The 18,276-nt window shown below is 63.3% G+C and carries 17 protein-coding genes and 1 tRNA gene; 8 read left to right on the top strand and 10 right to left on the bottom strand.

Annotation, left to right across the window (positions count from 1 at the left end; all coding sequences use genetic code 11):
* Window positions 1-64: 64 nt before the first annotated feature.
* From CWB41_RS03445 to CWB41_RS03435, 3 genes are all read right to left on the bottom strand, one after another.
* Complete coding sequence (locus tag CWB41_RS03445; RefSeq protein WP_115837273.1) at window positions 65-1,681, bottom strand: hypothetical protein; 1,617 nt, start codon at window positions 1,679-1,681, stop codon at window positions 65-67.
* The gene (locus CWB41_RS03440) at window positions 1,669-2,706 is read right to left on the bottom strand and encodes an NAD-dependent epimerase/dehydratase family protein (RefSeq protein WP_115837274.1); all 1,038 of its coding nucleotides are present in this window, start codon (window positions 2,704-2,706) and stop codon (window positions 1,669-1,671) included. Before CWB41_RS03440 ends, CWB41_RS03445 begins: the two co-directional genes overlap by 13 nt.
* Before the next feature lie 136 nt (window positions 2,707-2,842).
* Entirely contained in the window at window positions 2,843-3,094 is a 252-nt protein-coding gene (locus tag CWB41_RS03435) for a hypothetical protein (RefSeq protein ID WP_115837275.1), read from the bottom strand.
* Window positions 3,095-3,443: 349 nt separating this feature from the next.
* Here CWB41_RS03435 and CWB41_RS03430 point away from each other — a divergent pair, with 349 nt between their 5' ends.
* Complete coding sequence (locus CWB41_RS03430) at window positions 3,444-4,988, top strand: PAS domain S-box protein (RefSeq protein ID WP_165203963.1); 1,545 nt, start codon at window positions 3,444-3,446, stop codon at window positions 4,986-4,988.
* Window positions 4,989-5,000: 12 nt separating this feature from the next.
* Here the strand turns inward: CWB41_RS03430 and CWB41_RS03425 are convergent, their stop codons facing one another.
* Together CWB41_RS03425 and CWB41_RS03420 are read right to left on the bottom strand one after the other, a co-directional pair.
* Window positions 5,001-5,912, bottom strand: coding sequence for a bestrophin family protein (locus CWB41_RS03425; RefSeq protein WP_115837277.1), 912 nt, complete (start codon window positions 5,910-5,912; stop codon window positions 5,001-5,003).
* Window positions 5,913-7,751: a glucan ABC transporter ATP-binding protein/ permease gene (locus tag CWB41_RS03420; RefSeq protein ID WP_115837278.1), complete on the bottom strand. Its 1,839-nt coding sequence runs from the start codon at window positions 7,749-7,751 to the stop codon at window positions 5,913-5,915.
* A 108-nt stretch (window positions 7,752-7,859) separates the two neighbouring features.
* On the opposite strand from CWB41_RS03420, the gene CWB41_RS03415 reads away from it, so the two are divergent.
* From CWB41_RS03415 to CWB41_RS03405, 3 genes are all read left to right on the top strand, one after another.
* Window positions 7,860-8,894, top strand: a complete 1,035-nt coding sequence (locus tag CWB41_RS03415; RefSeq protein WP_115837412.1) for an RluA family pseudouridine synthase — start codon at window positions 7,860-7,862, stop codon at window positions 8,892-8,894.
* 178 nt (window positions 8,895-9,072) lie between these two features.
* On the top strand, window positions 9,073-9,996 hold the full coding sequence (gene rpoH, locus CWB41_RS03410; protein ID WP_115837279.1) for an RNA polymerase sigma factor RpoH: 924 nt from the start codon (window positions 9,073-9,075) through the stop codon (window positions 9,994-9,996).
* A gap of 95 nt (window positions 9,997-10,091) precedes the next feature.
* A tRNA-Pro gene (locus CWB41_RS03405) sits at window positions 10,092-10,168 on the top strand.
* Between the two features lie 43 nt (window positions 10,169-10,211).
* Here CWB41_RS03405 and CWB41_RS03400 read toward each other — a convergent pair.
* Entirely contained in the window at window positions 10,212-11,057 is an 846-nt protein-coding gene (locus CWB41_RS03400; protein WP_115837280.1) for an SDR family oxidoreductase, read from the bottom strand.
* Between the two features lie 116 nt (window positions 11,058-11,173).
* On the opposite strand from CWB41_RS03400, the gene CWB41_RS03395 reads away from it, so the two are divergent.
* Complete coding sequence (locus CWB41_RS03395; protein ID WP_115837281.1) at window positions 11,174-11,575, top strand: winged helix-turn-helix transcriptional regulator; 402 nt, start codon at window positions 11,174-11,176, stop codon at window positions 11,573-11,575.
* A gap of 9 nt (window positions 11,576-11,584) precedes the next feature.
* Here the strand turns inward: CWB41_RS03395 and qhpR are convergent, their stop codons facing one another.
* Window positions 11,585-12,625 carry an AraC-like transcriptional regulator QhpR gene (gene qhpR, locus CWB41_RS03390; protein WP_115837282.1) on the bottom strand — a complete coding sequence of 347 codons (1,041 nt, stop codon included), beginning with the start codon at window positions 12,623-12,625 and terminating at the stop codon, window positions 11,585-11,587.
* A gap of 186 nt (window positions 12,626-12,811) precedes the next feature.
* Here qhpR and CWB41_RS03385 point away from each other — a divergent pair, with 186 nt between their 5' ends.
* The 3 genes from CWB41_RS03385 to eutC all read left to right on the top strand — a co-directional run bounded on the left by CWB41_RS03385 (window position 12,812) and on the right by eutC (window position 16,669).
* Window positions 12,812-14,377, top strand: a complete 1,566-nt coding sequence (locus CWB41_RS03385; protein ID WP_115837283.1) for an amino acid permease — start codon at window positions 12,812-12,814, stop codon at window positions 14,375-14,377.
* A gap of 118 nt (window positions 14,378-14,495) precedes the next feature.
* The gene (locus CWB41_RS03380) at window positions 14,496-15,875 is read left to right on the top strand and encodes an ethanolamine ammonia-lyase subunit EutB (RefSeq protein WP_115837284.1); all 1,380 of its coding nucleotides are present in this window, start codon (window positions 14,496-14,498) and stop codon (window positions 15,873-15,875) included.
* A gap of 2 nt (window positions 15,876-15,877) precedes the next feature.
* A complete protein-coding gene (gene eutC / locus CWB41_RS03375) occupies window positions 15,878-16,669 on the top strand; it encodes an ethanolamine ammonia-lyase subunit EutC (RefSeq protein ID WP_115837285.1) in 792 nt (263 codons plus the stop codon).
* Window positions 16,670-16,693: 24 nt separating this feature from the next.
* On the opposite strand, the gene CWB41_RS03370 is transcribed toward eutC, so the two are convergent.
* From CWB41_RS03370 to rbfA, 3 genes are read right to left on the bottom strand one after another with little or no spacing between them, the layout of a single operon-like run.
* Window positions 16,694-16,921, bottom strand: coding sequence for a hypothetical protein (locus CWB41_RS03370; protein WP_207206625.1), 228 nt, complete (start codon window positions 16,919-16,921; stop codon window positions 16,694-16,696).
* Window positions 16,922-16,950: 29 nt separating this feature from the next.
* Window positions 16,951-17,850, bottom strand: coding sequence for a tRNA pseudouridine(55) synthase TruB (gene truB, locus CWB41_RS03365; protein WP_115837286.1), 900 nt, complete (start codon window positions 17,848-17,850; stop codon window positions 16,951-16,953).
* Window positions 17,850-18,254: a 30S ribosome-binding factor RbfA gene (gene rbfA, locus CWB41_RS03360; RefSeq protein ID WP_115837287.1), complete on the bottom strand. Its 405-nt coding sequence runs from the start codon at window positions 18,252-18,254 to the stop codon at window positions 17,850-17,852. The genes truB and rbfA overlap by 1 nt, the downstream gene beginning before the upstream one ends.
* Window positions 18,255-18,276: the final 22 nt, after the last annotated feature.

The raw sequence follows: 18,276 nt of genomic DNA, 5'->3' as shown, positions 1-18,276 counted from the left end.
GCCAAGGGCCAGCGATCGGGGCTTTATACAGGAAATTGCGGCGGAGGGAAGGGCGCTGCCGCCTCTAGTTCCCGGCCTTTGCCGCCGTGCGGGGACCGGCGCAAATCGCGCCGCGCGCGAACAAAAACAGATCGTCGCCTTCGAGGATCGAACCGCGCCAGATCATCCCGCCCTCGGTCTTCGCCGCGAGACAATAGCCCGCTTTAACGGCCGCCGTCATGCAGGCATCGATAACCGGCCGCGCCATTTCGCCGGGCGAAAGCAAAAGCGCGTCGTAGCCTCCAGTAGCGAGTTTGCGCCATGCCGGTAATTCCGCAGCATAGGCGAAGCGGTTCGTCGTTATCCACTTGTAATAGGCCGGCCGCTCCGCGCCGCCGTTATAATTCGCGAAAATATTGGCGGGAAACCACGGTGCGACGGTGAAGCTTTTGAACCCCATGCCGGCAATCCGCGCGTGCGGATGGGCTGCACGATAAGCCTTCAACTCGACGGCCATCGCCGGGCCGGATGAATAGGGGCTTGCGATATCGCGAAGCCCGGCGGCGATGGCGCCATATGTTTGAATCACGCTCAGGAACACGAGGCTGGCGATCAGCGTGTAGCGCCCATTTCGCGCGAGGCGTCCGGCCTGCGGCCAGCTCTGCCAGAGACAGAAGAGCCAGGCGAGATAAAGAAAGCCGGCGTGCCAGGCATTCGCGAATTCCACAAAGGCAAATACAATCAGCGACGCGGTGAGGGCGGCAAAGAGCGGAAGAACGCCTGCCCGCCAAAACAGGACGATCGAGGGCGTCAGAAGAAATCCGGTTGCCAGCCATTGCAGAGCGATGGAGCGCGGGTCGAGGCCAGCGCCCGTGACAAGGCTGATGCTGCCCATGAAGGCGTCGTCGATCTGGATGAGAGCGTAAACCCAGGAAACCCCGCGCGGGCCGACGATAAAGCTGACGTCCGCAGGTACGCGGGCCTGAAAAACCGCCGCCGCGGCAAGGGCGATGAATATTGCACAGGCTTGTACAATTCGCGGCGGCCATGTCTTGGCCCGCCAGGTCGCGATCAGAAATTCGGTGAAGAGAATGCCCGCTATGATGAAACTGTGGGCGTTGCTGTTGGCGCAAAGACCCAGCACCGTGCAGTAGAGCAGCGGCCGTTCGCGCCGTTCCCGGAACAGGAGTGCCAGGACGGGCAGGAAAAGCAGATCGAGCGCGTAGCTGCGCGCCACGACGGCATATTGATAGGCAAAAAAATAAGAGGTGACGCAGGCGGCGCGAAGCCAGAGCGGAAAGGGCGCCTTGAAAAGGATGACCGCCGCTCCCGCGCAGGCGAGCGTTGTGCTGACGAGCCAGAGGCCGCTGAAGGGCAGGCCGGCGCGTTGCACGAGCCAGAGCAGGAGATGCCAAAGCCCCGGGCTGCCCTCGTAGCGGACCTCGCGGAGGAGCAAATCGGTCAGCGAATTGTCGCGCGCGAGGAGCCATGCCTGGGCCTCGTCGAACCATGGCTCATGCGCGCTGCCGACGCGCGCCAGCCAGGCGGCGAGGGCGAGGAGGATGAGGACGGCGGGCCAGCCGCGCTCCGTCGCCGGCGCGGCGGTGTCCGTGGAGTCGAATTCCTGCGCGGCCGCCGTCGGGGACAACAGCGCCTCGGCTGGCGTGCGTGCGATCCGCCGGAGCGTGTCTACGAAAGCCACTTCAGCACCCTGATAGCGCCCATATCGGCCGGCTTGCGATGCGCCGAGACGTCCTGGCGATTTTGAATCTCGACGCGATTGGCGGCGTAGTAGCGGTAGGCGACGAGCAGCATGTCATGATTGGCGAGCGTCGGGCGCCAGCCAAGCTCGGCTTTGATGCGTGACGTGTCGAATTCGAAACTCGAGGCGATCATTCGATATTGGTAAGGCCCAAGCGGCGAGAGCCTCAGGCCATAAGCGGCGCGCATGGCGAGAAGCGTCGGGCCCTTCGGCAGCGAGGCCACACGCGCACGACTTTGCGCCGCGGTGATGACATGCTCGTAGCATTGGCGTAGCGAGGCGACATTATCGGAGCCGATGCCAAAGAGGGAATTCCTGCCTGCCCGCCAGGCCAGCTTCATCGCGTCGATGAGATCGCGCGCATAGATGAACTGGTAGCGATTCGAGCCGTCGCCAACGAGCCAGACGCGCCGCCCCTCGGCGATGAACTCGAACAGAATGGCGAGCAGACCGAGCCGCCCCTCGTCGATGATCGTCGGGCAGCGGATGATCGTGGTGGCGAAGTCGGCGCGATGAGATTGCAGGATCTCTTCGCCCGCGAGCTTGCTCGATCCGTAGATTTCGGCCGGTGCCGGCGGCTCGTCTTCCTTCACTGGCAGCGAGAAGCCTGTGCTCCAGAGGCAATTGCTGGACGTGAAGATAACCTGCGGAATTTTCGCCGCCGCAACAGCCGCGGCGAGCGTGCGCGTGCCATCGACATTTGCGGACCAGAGTTCTTGCGGCGAGATGCGCCCATGCGCCAGCAGTGCGGCGCAATGAAGGACGACCTCATGTTGTGTGTCCCGCAGCAAGCTGTCGAGCAGAGCGCGATTGCGGATATCGCCGACGACAGACCGCAGGCGTGGATGTTTCAGCTCGCTTGGAACGAGATCGATATTGGTGACGCTATGGCCGGCGGCGAGCAGATCATTGACGAGGAGGGTGCCGAGAAAGCCGGAACCTCCGGTCACAAAAACAAGCGCCATACGCCGCCTCAGCCATCAAGAAAACAGCCTTGGCTTAAGCCAGAACCGTTAATCGACGCTGAAACAGACCCGCGATGAAAGCCCGAACTGCCGTCTCGGGAGCGTGACGGCGGGGAGGCTGGCCGGGCATGCCGCTCTATCCGGCGTCGCCTTGAGAGCTTTTGCGACCGTTTGGCTTGGTTTCGTCGGCGATCATCCCGAAATCCTGTGACCTGGCGCTTTGCTCGGCAAGGTCGAAGCCTTCCGCGGCCAACCCCCGCCGCAGAAGCTCGCGCACGGCGGCGGCCCGGCTCGGCATTCTCTTACCGAAACGCCAGTCGTCCAGCGCCCGCAGCTCTTCAACGGTGAGCATGATCTGCAAGCGTTCTTCTCGAGACAATTTGGCCACGGCTTTCCCCCGTGAAGAGGTGATCAGAAGCGACGATAATAATGCGCCTATTACATAAATGGCGTCAATTACTCATTCAACGCCGAATGCGCAAAAATCTTACTCCGTGCTTTGTCGGCTTTTCGCGCCATGACAGCCAGTGCTGCATCAGTCTGTAAAGATGTATTCGCGTAGAGTGTGTATTTAGATCGAAATGCGTCAATTGTTTAATAGTATTCGTGAGGAACCAATCTTAGCGCTCGCTTGTTGAATGCTCTAATTATACAGAAGTGTTTGTTCTCCAGCCGTGGGCACACACATGAGGCCGTTCTCAGAAAAGACTGGAACGCACCTAGCAACGGAACCTGTCATGATTAGCCTCAACGGCGTTCAGGGATCGCTTCGCCGCGATGGAATCAGTGTCGCGGCAAGACCGCATGATCCGAGGACGGTGAATCTCCTCGAAGCGCTGCACGAGATATGCGCCCCCCTCCACCAGCCTTCGTCGGCGCGACTCGAAATCTTTTCGCCCAATCCAGCGAACTGTGAGGTGGCCGGCGAGGCGGCTGATCTGATTTCCCTCATTGTAAAAGAGGCTGTCGTCAACGCCATCCGCTATTCGCATCCCGCGGGGGTGGCCGGAGTCGTCAGCGTCGCTTGCGAACGCAATGTCGATGGCACGCTCGCGGTCGATGTCGTTGACGATGGCGTCGGTCTGCCGGAGAATTTCAATGCCATGACAGATGCGGGTCCCGGCCTGCGCATTATCCGCGCGCTGACAGACCGGCTTGGTGGCAGCGTTACGTTTGACTCGACGAGCCTCGGGCTTCACGTGCGTTTGCTCGTGCCGCGCAGCTCGGTCGATATTGCTGGCGCGGCGCCGACGGCCGTGGCGGGGGCAGAAGGCGGGGAGCGCCCCGGTCCAGGCAACAGGCGCTCGGCCCTGGATGCGGCAATACCGCAACGGCTCGCGGCCATCGTTGAATCGTCCGACGATGCGATCTTGAGCAAGGACCTCAACGGCATCATCACAAGCTGGAACGAGGGCGCGCGGCGGCTCTTCGGCTATGAGGCCGAGGAGATGATCGGCAAATCCGTGACGATTCTTATCCCTACGGATCGCGCTAACGAGGAGCCGGCAATTCTCGATCGCATTCGGCGCGGCGAACGCGTGAAGCACTACGAAACGGTGCGGGTGCGCAAAGACGGCAGCCTCGTTGAAATCTCACTTAGCATTTCGCCGATCAAGGACGCGAACGGACGCGTCGTCGGCGCATCGAAGATCGCCCGCGACATCAGCGAGCGCAAGCAGGCCCAGGCGCGACAGGAACTGCTGACGCGCGAGATCAATCACCGCACGAAGAATTTGTTCGCCGTGATTCAATCCGTCGTATCCAGAAGTTTTGCCGGCAAAACCTCGGTCGCGGATGCCAAGACAGCGGTGCTCAACCGCCTGTACACATTGGCGCAAACCAACGTCTTGCTGATGGAGCAGGATTTTCACGGCGCCGATATCCGGCAAGTCGTCTGCACCGAAATGAGTCCCTATCAGGATCGCACCGAAATCGAGGGTCCGCGCATCGTCGTGACGGCACAGGCAGCACAGAATCTCGCCCTTGCCGTGCATGAGCTTGCGACAAACGCTGCCAAATACGGCGCGCTCTGCACCGCTTCTGGACGGGTGCGCATCAACTGGCAGGTTTTCGAAGACGGCGGCCGCCGTTTTTTTGCGTTCCGCTGGCAGGAAGAGGGCGGACCGCCGGTGCAGGTGCCGGAGCGCAAGGGTTTCGGCAGCACGGTTCTCGAACAGGTGATGGCGGAATATTTCGACACGCCGCCGCGGATCGATTTTGCAACTTCCGGCGTCGTTTACGAACTGACCGGTCTTCTCGATGGGATCGCGGCGGAAAAATAACTGCTGCGAGCGTCAATCGAGGATGAAGTTCCTGGGCTTCAGCGGCTCGGGCAACGTCGCATCTCCCAGGGCCTCGCCGACGGCAATCTCGATATTGCGGACCAGTGCATCGAGCGGCAAGGCGTTCTGCGTCTCGCCGAACGGTTCTTCCAATTCTTCCCCCAGGGCGTCGAGGCCAAAGAAGGCATAGGCGAGGATCGCGGTCAGGATCGGCGTGGCCGCGCCGATCGTGCCGACGAGGCCGAAAGGCAGCAGAAGGCAGAACAGCCAGGCCGTCCGGTGGAGCAGCAGCGTATAGGTGAAAGGCGTTGGCGTCGTATGCAGCCGCTCGCAGGCGGTTTGTACATTCGTCATCCCCTCAAGCCGCTGCGCGAAGAAGGAATAAAGGATGTCGCTCAGCCGGCCGCCGCGCAGCAGTGCTGAAAGCTCCGCCGTTTGCATGCGCTGGATGGCGTCCGGCTGGGAGCGGCTCGCCGCCACTGCGGCGCGCTCATTCTCCGGCAGCCAATCCGGCGTCTTGCCGTCATCGCCGTCGCGCAATTGGTTGCGCAGTGCATGCGCGAAAGCGACGAGCCGATTCACACAGCGCCGCCGCAACGCACTGTCGTCGGGCAGCACGGCCAAAAATTCGCGCGTCAGGTTTCGCGTTTCTGCGGTGAGTTGGCCCCATTGCTTGCGGCCCTCCCACCAGCGCTCGTAGCAGGCATTGTTGCGGAAGCCGAGAAAGATCGAGAGCGCCAGTCCGAGCAACGTAAAGGGCGCCGCGGGGACATCGCGGAAGGAGGCCGGGGCGAGATGATGCCAGATCACCACCCCGACCGAGACCGCCAGCACGCAGAGCACGCGCGGGGCGATCATCGGCAGAATGGAGCCGCGCAGGATGAAGAGCAGGCTGAAGGCGTTGGGGCGGCCGCGGACGATCAATTAAAATCCTTCCGGCCGCGCGCCGTGGCTGGAGACGGCCTCGAAATCCGATTCCGGTGTCTGCAGCACGTTTTGCGTCTCGGCGAGCTTGGCGAAGCGTCCGCCGCGATCGATCAAATCCTCGTAGCTGCCCTGTTCGACGATCCGGCCATGATCGAAGACGAAAATGCGGTCGGCGTTGCGCACCGTCGCCAGCCGATGGGCGATGATGAAGGTCGTGCGTCCCTTCGTCGCCTTCGTCATCGCAAGCTGCAATTGCCGCTCGGTCTCGACATCGAGCGCCGAGGTCGCCTCATCGAAAATCATGATCGGCGGGTCTTTCAGCAGCGCGCGGGCGATGGCGAGGCGCTGGCGTTCGCCGCCGGAGAGCGAGCGGCCGCGCTCGCCGACGATCGTGCCGAGCCCCTCGCTCTGGCGGGCGACGAATTCGTCGGCCTGCGCCAGATCGAGCGCCTGTTCGACTTCGGCCGCGCTCGCGTCGAGCTTGCCGATCTTGACGTTCTCCTCGATCGAGCGGGCGAACAGCATCGGCTCCTGAAAGACAACGCCGATGTTGCGGCGCAGACCCGCGAGCGTCATGTCGCGGATGTCGGTGCCGTCGATCGTGATCCGCCCGAACTGCGGATCGAAGACGCGATGCAGCAGGCTCATCGTCGTCGATTTGCCCGAGCCGGTCGCGCCGACCAGCGCCACCGTTTCACCCGGCGCGACATCGAAGCGCACATCGTCCACCGCGCGTTTGCCGTCGGCATAGGCGAAGGTCACGTGATCGAAGGTGACATGGCCTTTGAGCCGGCCCGGGTCTTGCGCGCCCGGCCGGTCGGCGACGCTCGGGGCGGTGTCGAGCACACGGAAGAATTCGGAGAGTTTCGGCGCCTGCAGGAACAGGCCGTTGATGAAATTGACGATCTCGACCAGCTTGCCGATCAGCATGGTCGCGAGCGCCATGAAGGTGACGAGCTGGCCGATCGTGGCGAGTCCCTGCGCATGGAGCCAGACGCCGACGATGAAGATCGTCAGTAGTGTCAGCGTCGAGGCCGCCCGCGCCGCCACCACCGCGACCGCCCACCAGGAGAGCACCGGCAATTGCGCGTTGAGCACCGCCTGGATGAGTTCGTTCATCGCGAAGGCTTCGCTCTGGATGCGGGTGAAGCTCTGGATGACGGCGATGTTGCCGAGCACGTCCGAGGCGCGTTCGGAGAGGTTGGCGTTATAGCCCTCGACTTGCGTCTGCAGCGTGTGGGTGCGGCGGACGACGAAGATGATGATGATGCCGAAAATCGCGACGAGGATGATGAGCGGCAGCCCGAGCCGCCAGTTGATGAAGAGCGCCAGCGGCAGCAGCACGGTGAGGGCGACGAAATCGGCGCATTTTTCGCGGAAGAAGGAGAGCCAGAGCCAGAAGAGGCCGGCGGCACCCTCCAGCATGCTTTTCAGCAGCCGGCCGGAATGGACCGAGGCATGGAAGGAGAGCGGCAGGTTGAGCACATGCTCGAAATAGATGCCCATGGCCGCGAGCCGGCGCCGGTGCGCCATCCGATCGGCGCGCAGGCCGACGAAGACCGCGCCGATGATCGAGAACAGGGCGAAGCCGATCCAGACGCCGATCAGCGGCGCAAGCTCCCGGACGCCCGGACTGCGATGCAGGGTTTCGCCAATGTTCATCCGGTCGATGATGCGGCCGAACAGCACCGGCTCGGCGAATTGCGAGGCCGCCAGGGCGAAATTGGCGATGGCGAGGAAGATCGCCACATGAGTCTCGGTGCCGAGCAGGCCGAGCGCACGGAAATAGAGCCGCGTCAGCGAGGTTTCCTCGATGTGGTGTTCAGCCTGGGACATGCGCTACAAGTCACGAAACGATGGATGCGCCCTGACTAGAGCATTTTCGGGCGAAGCCCAAGATGCGCCGTCGGCGCATTATGAAAGCAAACAGCAGAACAGATGAATATGAGCTTGACGGACAGCGACGCGGCCGCGGCGGAAACTTTTGCCTTCGCCATCGATAGCGAGGCGGCGGGGCGGCGGCTCGACGCGGTGCTCGCCGCACGGCCCGAGGCGCAGGCGGCGGCGCTCTCGCGCACGCGGCTCAAGGCGCTGATCGAAGGCGGCGCGGTCGCGGTCGATGGCGCACCGGCTCAGGACGCAGGCCAGAAGGTCAAAGCCGGGCAGAAGGTCGAAGTGACCGTGCCACCGGCGGAAGACCCGGTGCCGCAGGGCGAGGCGATCCCGCTCTCCATCGTCCATGAGGACGCGCATCTGATCGTCATCGATAAGCCGGCGGGGCTCGTCGTCCATCCCGCGCCGGGGCATTCGAGCGGCACGCTGGTCAATGCGCTGATCGCCCATTGCGGCGACAGCCTTTCGGGCATCGGCGGAGTAAGGCGCCCCGGCATCGTCCACCGGCTCGACAAGGACACGTCCGGCCTTATCGTCGCCGCCAAGACCGATGCCGCGCACAAGCGGCTCGCCAAACTTTTCGCCGACCACAGCGAGGATGCGCTGACGCGCGAATATCTGGCCTTCGTCTGGGGCGTGCCGGAGCGGACTGCCGGGACGATCGACCTGCCGCTCGGCCGCCACAAGGTCGACCGCGAGAAAATGACGGTCGTGCGCGCCGGCGACGGCCGCGAGGCGGTGACGCATTGGGAACTGCTCGAGACTTATGACGGCAGCGACGGCAAGCCGGTCGCGAGCCTGCTGCGGTGCCGCCTGGAAACCGGCCGCACCCATCAAATCAGGGCGCATCTGGCGCATATCGGCCATCCGCTTTTGGGGGACGCGGTCTATGGCCGCGGCTTCAAGACCAAGGCGACACGGCTCGGCCCCAAGGCCCAGGCGGCGCTGGAAAAGCTGGGCCGGCAGGCCCTGCATGCCGGGACGCTCGGCTTTATCCACCCTGTTTCTGCTCAGAAATTTTTATTCGAGCGGCCGCTGCCGGCGGATTTGGCCAAGCTGCAGAAGACCCTCGCGGCGGCCGCCTGACGCGGGCTCTGCGCGGGTTTTGCAGCAAACCCGCGCATCCTGGTTACCCATTTGTAATCTCTGCCGGCCGAACCGCCCTTTCAGAGGGTGGGGGGTGAGCCTATATTGCTACGCACGGTCGACTCCGGTGGCCGTTTTGAACCCGCCTGATGGGGGTTCGATAGGAGGGATTTTTAAAATGGCTTCATCAGCCGCGCTTCCCATTCTCTCGGGGGAAAACGGACTTTCGCGCTATCTCCGCGAAATCCGCAAGTTCCCGATGCTGGAACCGCAAGAGGAATATATGCTCGCCAAGCGCTGGCGCGAGCACGAAGACCCGCAAGCCGCGCATAAACTGGTGACGTCGCATCTGCGACTCGTCGCCAAGATCGCCATGGGCTATCGCGGCTACGGCCTGCCGATCGGCGAGGTGATCTCGGAAGGCAATGTTGGCCTCATGCAGGCGGTCAAACGCTTCGAGCCCGACCGCGGCTTCCGCCTTGCCACCTACGCCATGTGGTGGATTCGCGCCTCGATTCAAGAATATATCCTGCGCTCCTGGTCGCTCGTGAAAATGGGCACCACGGCGAGCCAGAAGAAGCTGTTCTTCAACCTGCGCAAGGCCAAGAGCCAGATTTCCGCGCTGGAGGACGGCGACATGAATCCGGAGCAGGTGGCGATCATCGCCACACGCCTCGGCGTCTCGAAGCAGGACGTGATCGAGATGAACCGGCGCATGTCCGGCGACGCCTCGCTCAACGCGCCGCTGCGCGAGGAAGGCGAAGGCGAGTGGCAGGATTGGCTCGTCGATGACAGCACCAGCCAGGAAAACCTGCTGGCGACACGGGAAGAGACCGACAATCGTCTCGGTGCGCTGCATGAGGCGCTTGGCGTGCTTTCCGATCGCGAGCGGCGCATCTTCGAGGCACGGCGCCTGGCTGAGGATCCGATCACGCTTGAGCAATTGTCGGACGAGTTCCACATCTCGCGCGAGCGCGTCCGTCAGATCGAAGTTCGCGCCTTCGAGAAGGTGCAGGAAGCGGTGAAGGCCGGTATGGCCAAGATCGAAGCCGCTCCGGCTGCGCTGCCTCCCGCCGGTTCGCGCCAGGCGGCGGCTGTTTAATTACCTTATCGACTCCCGCGCCCTTGTCGGGCGCGGGCAGCCTAGCTATAAGGCATGCGCCGCCGGCGCCTGCGCGTCCGGCAAATCGGCAAAGTCGGAGTGTAGCGCAGCCTGGTAGCGCACCTCGTTCGGGACGAGGGGGCCGGAGGTTCGAATCCTCTCACTCCGACCAATTCTACTTTTTGACCTTTTCTATTTTTGACTTTGCCCTCGGCTCACCCGAGCGCCGCCGCGATGGTTGTCGCGAGCGGTACCGTCGGCCGGCCGATCAATCCCGAAAGCTGATGCCCCGTGTCGAACAGCGCCCCTTTGGCGGCGCCGATGTCGCTGTCCGCCAGCAATTTCGCGACGAACTCCGGCAGCCCGGCACTGAGGAGCGCGGCGGCATAGTCCGCCTCCGGCAGGTTCTTGTAGGGGATCGTCCTGCCGGTCTGTCTGGAGACTTCGGCGGCGAGGTCCGCGAGCGTATAAAAACTATCGCCCGCGAGTTCGTAGGTCTTGCCCTCATGGCCGCTGCCGGTGAGCACCACAGCCGCAGCTTCAGCATAATCGGCGCGCGCTGCCGAGGAGATCTTGCCGTCGCCCGCGCTGCCGATGAACGCGCCGGTCGCCAGCGCGCCGGGGATCGCGGCCGTATAGTTTTCCGTGTACCAGCCGTTGCGCAAGATCGTGAAAGGCACGCCGGAGGCTTTCAGATCGGCCTCGGTTGCAAGATGCTCCGCCGCGAGACCAAGCGGCGAGGTGTCGGCGTGGAGAACGCTGGTATAGACGATCCGCTTTACGCCGGATGCCTTCGCCGCGTCGATGACATTGCGATGCTGCGCCGCCCGCTGTCCGATCTCGCTTGAGGATACGAGCAGCAGCGTCTCGACGCCGGCGAGAGCGCGTGCGAGCGTCTCGGGTTTTGTATAGTCGGCTTCGCGGCCGGCGACGCCGAGATCGGCGGCCTTCGCGGGCGTGCGCGCCAGGGCGATGACATCCGCCGCCGGAACCTTTTCCTTGAGCTTGGCGATGACGAGACGGCCGAGATGGCCGCTGGCTCCGGTGATGGCGATGGTCATGGGTGGGTCGTTCCTTGCAATGGAGGCTGCGCCCTACTTAAAGCCTGTACTTATTTTTCGTAAGTACTTACACAAATGTAACCGCTATTCCGGGTTCCCGCGCGGGAAAAGTCCGAATGACCAAAGCTCGATCCGCTTCCGGCGACAGCAGGGTGCCTTTGTCGGCGAAATTGCGCCGCGGCGACCTGCTGACGACCAACTGCCCCTCCCGAGAGGTGCTGAAGCACGTTACCAGCCGCTGGGGTGTATTGGTGCTGATTGCTCTGGAGACGGAAACGCTCCGCTTCAGCCAGCTACGGCGCAAGATCGGCGGGGTCAGCGAGCGCATGCTCGCGCAGACCCTGCAATGTCTGGAGAGCGACGGAATCGTCCGGCGTGTGGCTTACGATATCGTGCCGCCGCACGTCGAATACAGCCTGACGCCCCTGGGCCGGCAAGCGGCGCAGAAGGTGCGCGGTCTCGCGGACTGGATCGAAATCAACATGCCGCGCATCGCCCGCGGCTGGGACAAGCGTTAGCCGAAGCGGCTAACCCGCCAGCGCCGCGCCGCGAAATTGGTTGGGCGAAATCCCTTCCCAACGCTTGAAGGCGCGGGAGAAGGCGCTGACCTCGGAATAGCCGAGCAGCAGCGCGATCTCGCTCACCGCGATATGGCGCTGCGCGAGATAGAGGCGGGCCTGCTCGCGGCGGACCTGCTCGACCAGTTTGGCGAAACCGATATTCTCGTCCTCCAGCCGCCGCGCCAGCGCCGATTGCGACATCTTCAACGCCGCCGCGATGTCTGAAAATTTCACGTCGCCGGCGGCGAGATGCGCGCGGATTTCGCCGGCGAGCCTATCCTTGAAGGCGAGCTGCGTCGTCTGTGCCACGCGCGTCAGCGAGGCACGCAGAAGCGAAAGCAGGCGCGGATCAGCGCCCGGCATCGGCCGCTCGAGATGTGCGTTGCGGAACACCAGCCTGTTACTGCCGCGGCCGAAGAAGATCGGCGCGCGGAACGCATGTTCATGCTCTTCCGGAGCCTGCGGCGCCGCATGTTCGAGATGCACTTCCTCCGGCGTCCAGGCGCGGCCGAGGCAATGGCGGAAGAGATTGGCGAACATGCCCATCGTCAGTTCGGCATCCTGGCGGCGGTTGACGATGCGCCCGTCGAGGATCTGGTAGTCGAGATAGAGCAGGCCATCGTGAGCGAGAAGCTGCGTGCGCGTGCCGGATTGATGCAGCGGAAAATAATGCGCGAGGTTTTTCACCGCTTCGCCCAAAGTCGGCGACGCCAAAGCGATGAAGCCGATGAGGCCGAGCATGTGCGGCTCGAATTGCTGGCCGTACCAGAGACCGAAATTGTCTTCACCGGTTTGCCGCGCTGCTTCTTCGAAGAGGCCGCAATAGCCGCGCAGATCGACCGGGTCGGTAGGAATTTCCAGTTGCTGGAGATCGACGCCGGCGACGGCCGCCACGCGTTCCGGATCGCCGCCATGTGCGGTGATGAAATCGACTGCACCATGTGCCGCTGCCGCGAGCACGACGGGATTGCTGGCGGTGCTGTCCGGGAAGGCGCGCTGCGGAACCACTGAGCGGTTTCTCCAGCCTATTCCGGAGAAGGTCAAATCTTGGTGGGAAAATGTCAAGAAAATAAGTCTCGGCCATGTTCAGACTGGCGACGTTTTCTTTCTTCGGGCACGGCATACAAATCGCATCTTCCTATGCCGTTCCGTTGAAGCTGCCGGCTCTCTTTGGGGGAGCGCGAGGAGAGGCAAATGTCAGTCGAACCCGAATCCGCCGACAAGGCGACACTTGAAGCGGACGTACATGTGCTGCACCAGATGGGCTATGCCCAGGAGCTGGCGCGCGGCATGAAGGGCTTTTCCAATTTCGCGATTTCGTTTTCGATCATTTGTATTCTGGCCGGCGGCATCACCAGCTTCCAGACCGGTTTCTCGACTACGGGCGGTTTCGGCATCGGCGTCGGCTGGCTCGTGGGCGGCATCTTCTCGCTCATCGTCGGCCTGTCGATGGCGCAGATCGGCTCCGCCTATCCGACGGCTGGCGGCCTCTATCACTGGTCATCGATTCTTGGCGGCCGCGGTTGGGGCTGGGCGACGGCCTGGGTCAATCTTCTCGGGCTGATCTTCGTCACCGCCGCGGTGACGGTCGGCGCCTATACGATGTTCACGAGTTTGGTGCTCGCCAACATCTTTCATGTCGATATTTCGAAATGGGGGTATTGGCAGCAATTGGCCGGCGTCAGCATCATTGCCGTCGCGCAAGGCCTGCTGAATCATTTCGGCATCAAGCTGACGAGCAAGCTCACAGACTTTTCCGGCTATCTGATCTTTGCCGTGGCGCTGCTGCTGACCGCGACCATGCTGTTCAGCGTGCATCATTTCGATTTCTCGCGGTTGTTCCACATCGTCAACAATACCGGCGATCCGGGCGGCGATGTCGTGCCGCGCACCAATAATCTGCTCTATGCCTTCTTGCTCGGCCTGCTGCTGCCGCTCTATACGATCACTGGCTTCGATGCTTCGGCCCACACCGCCGAGGAGACGTTGAACGCCCGCGTCGCCGTGCCGAAGGGGATCATCAATTCGATCCTCTATTCGGTGATCTTCGGCTACATCATGGTTTGCTCCTTCGTGCTCGCGATGTCCGATCCCGTCGCGGCGGCGAAGGACGGCGGCAACGTCTTCTTCAATCTTTTCGCCGGTCTGTCCGTCCCCACTCTTTGGAAAGACGCGCTCTACGTCCTGATCGTCATCGCCAATTATCTCTGTTCGCTCGCCTGCGTCACCTCGACCTCGCGCATGATCTTCGCCTTCTCGCGCGATGGCGGCGTGCCGTTCATCTCGCCTTTGCTGCGCAAGGTCAGCGCGACCTATCGCACGCCGATCGGCGGCATCTGGACGACGGTGATCCTCGCTGTCGCCGCGACGCTCTATTCCTCCGCCTATAACGCTCTGGCGGCGGGCTCGGCGGTCTTCCTCTACATCTCCTATGCCATGCCGGTGGGGGCGGGCCTCTATGCTGAATCGAAGGGCTGGAAAGCGTCCGGGCCGTTCCAGCTTGGGGTCTGGTCGAAGCCGCTCGCAGTCATCACCTGCGTCGGCGTCCTCCTCGTCACCTGGATCGGCCTGCAGCCGCCGAACGACATTGTCACCAATTATGCGATCGGCATTCTCGTGCTGCTGCTCGTCGGTTGGTTCGCGCTGGAGCGCAAGCGCTTCCCCGGGCCGCCGATCAGCGCCGCCGACATCGCCAAGCGCCACGATGAAATCCTCGCCGAAGAGCGGGCCGTCGGTGAAACGGCTCACGCCGGATTGTGACGCACTCCTCGTGGTCATTGCGAGGCGCGTAACGACGAAGCAATCCAGTCCTCGACGCGTCTTGAGCTGGATTGATTCACTTCGTTCGCAATGACCGCACGCTTTGGGAGTTTCGAACATGGGCTTTCATTATGCGACGGGGACGACCCGCTGGGCGTTCGGTTCCCTGGCCGATCTCATGGCCAAGGCGACGCCGCCGCGCTCCGGCGACATGCTCGCCGGTATCGCCGCGAGCTGTGCGGAAGAGAATGTCGCGGCCAAGCTCTGCCTCGCCGACGTCCCGCTGAAGCGCTTTCTCGAAGAAATGCTCGTTCCCTATGAAAGCGACGAAATCACTCGGCTCATTGTCGATACGCACGATCGCACGGCCTTCGCGCCGATCGCGCATCTGACCGTCGGCGAATTCCGCGATTTCCTGCTCTCGGACGAGGCGACGCCCGAAATCGTCAGCGCGCTCGCGCCCGGCGTCACGCCGGAGATGGCCGCGGCCGTCAGCAAGCTGATGCGCAATCAGGATCTTATCCTGGCAGCGAAGAAATGCCGCGTGGTGACGAAATTCCGCGACACGATCGGCCTGCCGGGCACGATGGCGGTGCGGCTGCAGCCCAATCACCCGACCGACAGCCGCGCCGGCGTTGCCGCCTCGATCATCGATGGGTTGATGTACGGCAGCGGCGACGCGGTGATCGGCCTCAACCCGGCCTCCGACAGTCTGCCGGTCCTCGCCAGCCTTCTGCAATTGATCGACGGCGTTATCGCCCGGTTCGAGATCCCGACACAGGCCTGCGTGCTGACCCATGTCACGACCTCCATTGAACTTATCAATCGCGGTCTGCCGGTCGATCTCGTCTTCCAATCCGTTGCCGGCACCGAGGCGGCGAACCGCTCCTTCGGCGTCGATCTCGCCGTGCTCAACGAGGGCCGCGAGGCGGTGCTGTCGCTCAAGCGCGGCACCGTCGGCGACAACGTCATGTATTTCGAGACGGGGCAGGGCAGCGCGCTCTCGGCCAATGCCCATCACGGCATCGACCAGCAAACACTCGAAGCGCGCGCCTATGCGACGTGCCGCCCGTTCAAGCCGCTGCTCGTCAACACGGTCGTCGGCTTCATCGGCCCCGAATATCTCTACGACGGCAAGCAGATCATCCGCGCTGGGCTTGAGGATCATTTCTGCGGCAAGCTGATGGGCCTGCCTCTTGGCTGCGACGTTTGCTATACCAATCATGCCGAGGCCGATCAGGATGACATGGACAATCTGATGACGTTGCTGGCGGCGGCGGGCATCACCTACATCATGGGCATACCCGGCGCCGACGATGTCATGCTGAATTACCAGTCGACATCGTTCCATGATGCGCTCTATCTGCGCGATGTCTTCGGCCTGCGCCGTGCGCCGGAGTTCGATGCCTGGCTTCAGCGGATGCAGATCACCGGCGCCGATGGACGGCTACTGCGCCAGCAGGCGGCGCATCCGTTGATCGCCTGGCATGAAGGCTGAGAATGCGCCCCCCGGTCGTTGCCGATTTCTGGAAGAACCTATCGCGGACGACGCAGGCGCGCATCGCGCTCGGCCGTGCCGGCGCCTCGCTGCCGACGCAGGAAGTTTTAAACTTCTCTCTCGCCCACGCGCGTGCCCGCGATGCTGTCCATACGCCCTTCGATCGCGATAAGGTCGCGGGCGAAATCCAGGCGCTCGGATTCGAGACGATCTTTGTCGAAAGCGGCGCGCCCGATCGCGCCAGCTATCTGCGCCGGCCGGATTGGGGGCGGGTGCTGAGCCCCGCGAGCCGGGCGCTGCTCGCCAGCCGGAAAGACGCTTCCTGCGATCTGGCGATCGTCGTTGCCGACGGGCTGTCCGCGACGGCGGTCCATAGCCAGATCGCGCCTCTCCTCGCTGCCTTCAAACCTTACATCGCCCGCGCCGGCTGGCGTGTCGCCCCGGTCGTCATCGCCAGCCAGGCGCGCGTCGCTTTGGGCGATGAGATCGGCGTGCTGTTCGGCGCCCGTGCTGTCATCCTGCTGGTCGGTGAGCGGCCCGGCCTTTCATCGCCGGATTCGCTCGGCATCTATCTGACTTACGATCCCAAGCCGGGCCGCAATGACGGCGAGCGCAATTGCATTTCCAATGTGCGCGACGAGGGCCTGAGTCATGACCTCGCCGCGTTCAAGCTCGCGTGGCTTGTCGACCAGGCGCTGAAGCGGCAGTTGACGGGGGTGGCGTTGAAAGACGAGTCAGACGAGCTTCTTGCGGCTGACGGCAAGCCGACGATGTTCCCGGCATCCTCTGGCTAGAGTCATCTGCGCGCCAACGCGCCGTCACAAACTTCCTTTGTCTCGCTCGACAATATGCAGCCTGCGCACCGTCAGCTCGTCGACCTCAAGCGCGCCGATCCGCACTTTTTTAATCGCGACGCGGCCCACGGCGAGGCGGCCGATCGCTAGTGCGCCTATGGCGACGGCGCCGAACGCCGCCGCACCCAACGCAAGCGCCAACAGGCTCGCGGCAGGAATGGCCTGAGATCGAGGAATGAGGTTGCGCGGCACGGGTACCTCCAACGGCGGAAGCATGACCTCTAGAACGGCAGATTAAAGACGCGACCCGGCACCAGCTCGCCGCGCTCGATCGCGCCGATGGCGACGACGACGCCGCCGCAGGACGCATAAGCCGCGCCCTCGCCCGGCGCGTCGCGGCCGCGCAGCAGGACAGACTGGCCGCGCCGCAGCCGCGCCGCCGAATCGCGATCGACAATCACCTGCGGCAATTCTTCAAGACCCGCCTCGACCCGGCGCATCGCCTCCGGCGCCGCCGCCTCTTCGATTTGCGCCAGCGGCACGGCATCCGTCTCGGAGAAAGGCCCGACGCGTGTGCGCCGCAAGGCTGTGACATGGCCATAACAGCCGAGCACGCGGCCGAGGTCGCGGGCAATGGCGCGCACATAAGTGCCCTTGCCGCAGCGCGCCTCGAACGTCGCTTCGTCGCGGCCGAGAGAGACCAGAACGAGTTCGTGGATCGTCACCGGACGCGGCGTAAGCTGAGGAATTTCGCCGTCGCGGGCAATATCATAGGCGCGCTCGCCGGCGATCTTGATCGCCGAAAAGGCGGGCGGCAATTGCAGGATCGTGCCGGTGAAGTGCGGCAGCGCCGCGAGGATGGCCTCGGTCTGCGGCCGCACCTCGGATTGCGCGGTGATCTGGCCGTCGGCGTCGTCGGAATCCGTCTCCGCGCCCCATTGGATCGTGAAGCGGTAGGCCTTCTCGCCATCCTGAACAAAGGGCACGGTCTTCGTCGCCTCGCCGAAGGCGACCGGCAGCACGCCCGAGGCAAGCGGGTCGAGCGTGCCGGCGTGGCCCGCCTTCTTGGCGTTGAAGAGCCGCTTCAGCCGCGTGACGGCATGGGTCGAGGTCATGCCGACCGGCTTGTCGAGCACGACCCAGCCGTTGATTTCGGTACGCTTGGAGCGTGGCGCGTTCATCAGTCCTCAGTGTCCTTGATGAGGTCGCGCTTGACCTCGGGCGAGTCGAGCAAAGCGTCGATCCGCGCCCCGCTGTCGAAGCTCTCGTCGGGCCGGAAGCGGACATCCGGTGCGAATTTCAGATTGACGGAATGGGCGATCTCGCCGCGCAGGTAACGCTTGTTGCGATCGAAGGCGGCGATCACCTCGTTCATGTCTTTGCCGCCGAGCGGCATGACATAGACAGTCGCGAGCTTGAGATCGGGGCTCATGCGCACATCTGGAATGGTCACGACATGGCCTTCGAGCACGGGGTCGTTGACGGCGCCGCGGCTCAGAAGATCGGAGATCGTATGGCGGATCACTTCGCCGACACGCAACATGCGCGGCGTCGGTACGCCGCTCGGATGATGCACTTTCGACATTTCAGTAAAGCCTCTAATCCGA

The organism is Methylovirgula ligni (assembly GCF_004135935.1).
Taxonomy (GTDB): domain Bacteria; phylum Pseudomonadota; class Alphaproteobacteria; order Rhizobiales; family Beijerinckiaceae; genus Methylovirgula; species Methylovirgula ligni.
Note: the sequence above shows the minus strand (reverse complement) of the source record. Positions and strands in the feature narration are given on the sequence as shown.

Excerpts from the sequence above, each read along its gene's own strand:
- CWB41_RS03440 (WP_115837274.1), bottom strand. The coding sequence starts at position 2,706 with ATGGCGCTTGTTTTTGTGACCGGAGGTTCCGGCTTTCTCGGCACCCTC.
- CWB41_RS03430 (WP_165203963.1), top strand. The coding sequence starts at position 3,444 with ATGATTAGCCTCAACGGCGTTCAGGGATCGCTTCGCCGCGATGGAATC.
- CWB41_RS03420 (WP_115837278.1), bottom strand. The coding sequence starts at position 7,751 with ATGTCCCAGGCTGAACACCACATCGAGGAAACCTCGCTGACGCGGCTC.
- CWB41_RS03415 (WP_115837412.1), top strand. The coding sequence starts at position 7,860 with ATGAGCTTGACGGACAGCGACGCGGCCGCGGCGGAAACTTTTGCCTTC.
- rpoH (WP_115837279.1), top strand. The coding sequence starts at position 9,073 with ATGGCTTCATCAGCCGCGCTTCCCATTCTCTCGGGGGAAAACGGACTT.
- CWB41_RS03400 (WP_115837280.1), bottom strand. The coding sequence starts at position 11,057 with ATGACCATCGCCATCACCGGAGCCAGCGGCCATCTCGGCCGTCTCGTC.
- CWB41_RS03395 (WP_115837281.1), top strand. The coding sequence starts at position 11,174 with ATGACCAAAGCTCGATCCGCTTCCGGCGACAGCAGGGTGCCTTTGTCG.
- CWB41_RS03385 (WP_115837283.1), top strand. The coding sequence starts at position 12,812 with ATGTCAGTCGAACCCGAATCCGCCGACAAGGCGACACTTGAAGCGGAC.
- CWB41_RS03380 (WP_115837284.1), top strand. The coding sequence starts at position 14,496 with ATGGGCTTTCATTATGCGACGGGGACGACCCGCTGGGCGTTCGGTTCC.
- eutC (WP_115837285.1), top strand. The coding sequence starts at position 15,878 with ATGCGCCCCCCGGTCGTTGCCGATTTCTGGAAGAACCTATCGCGGACG.
- truB (WP_115837286.1), bottom strand. The coding sequence starts at position 17,850 with ATGAACGCGCCACGCTCCAAGCGTACCGAAATCAACGGCTGGGTCGTG.
- rbfA (WP_115837287.1), bottom strand. The coding sequence starts at position 18,254 with ATGTCGAAAGTGCATCATCCGAGCGGCGTACCGACGCCGCGCATGTTG.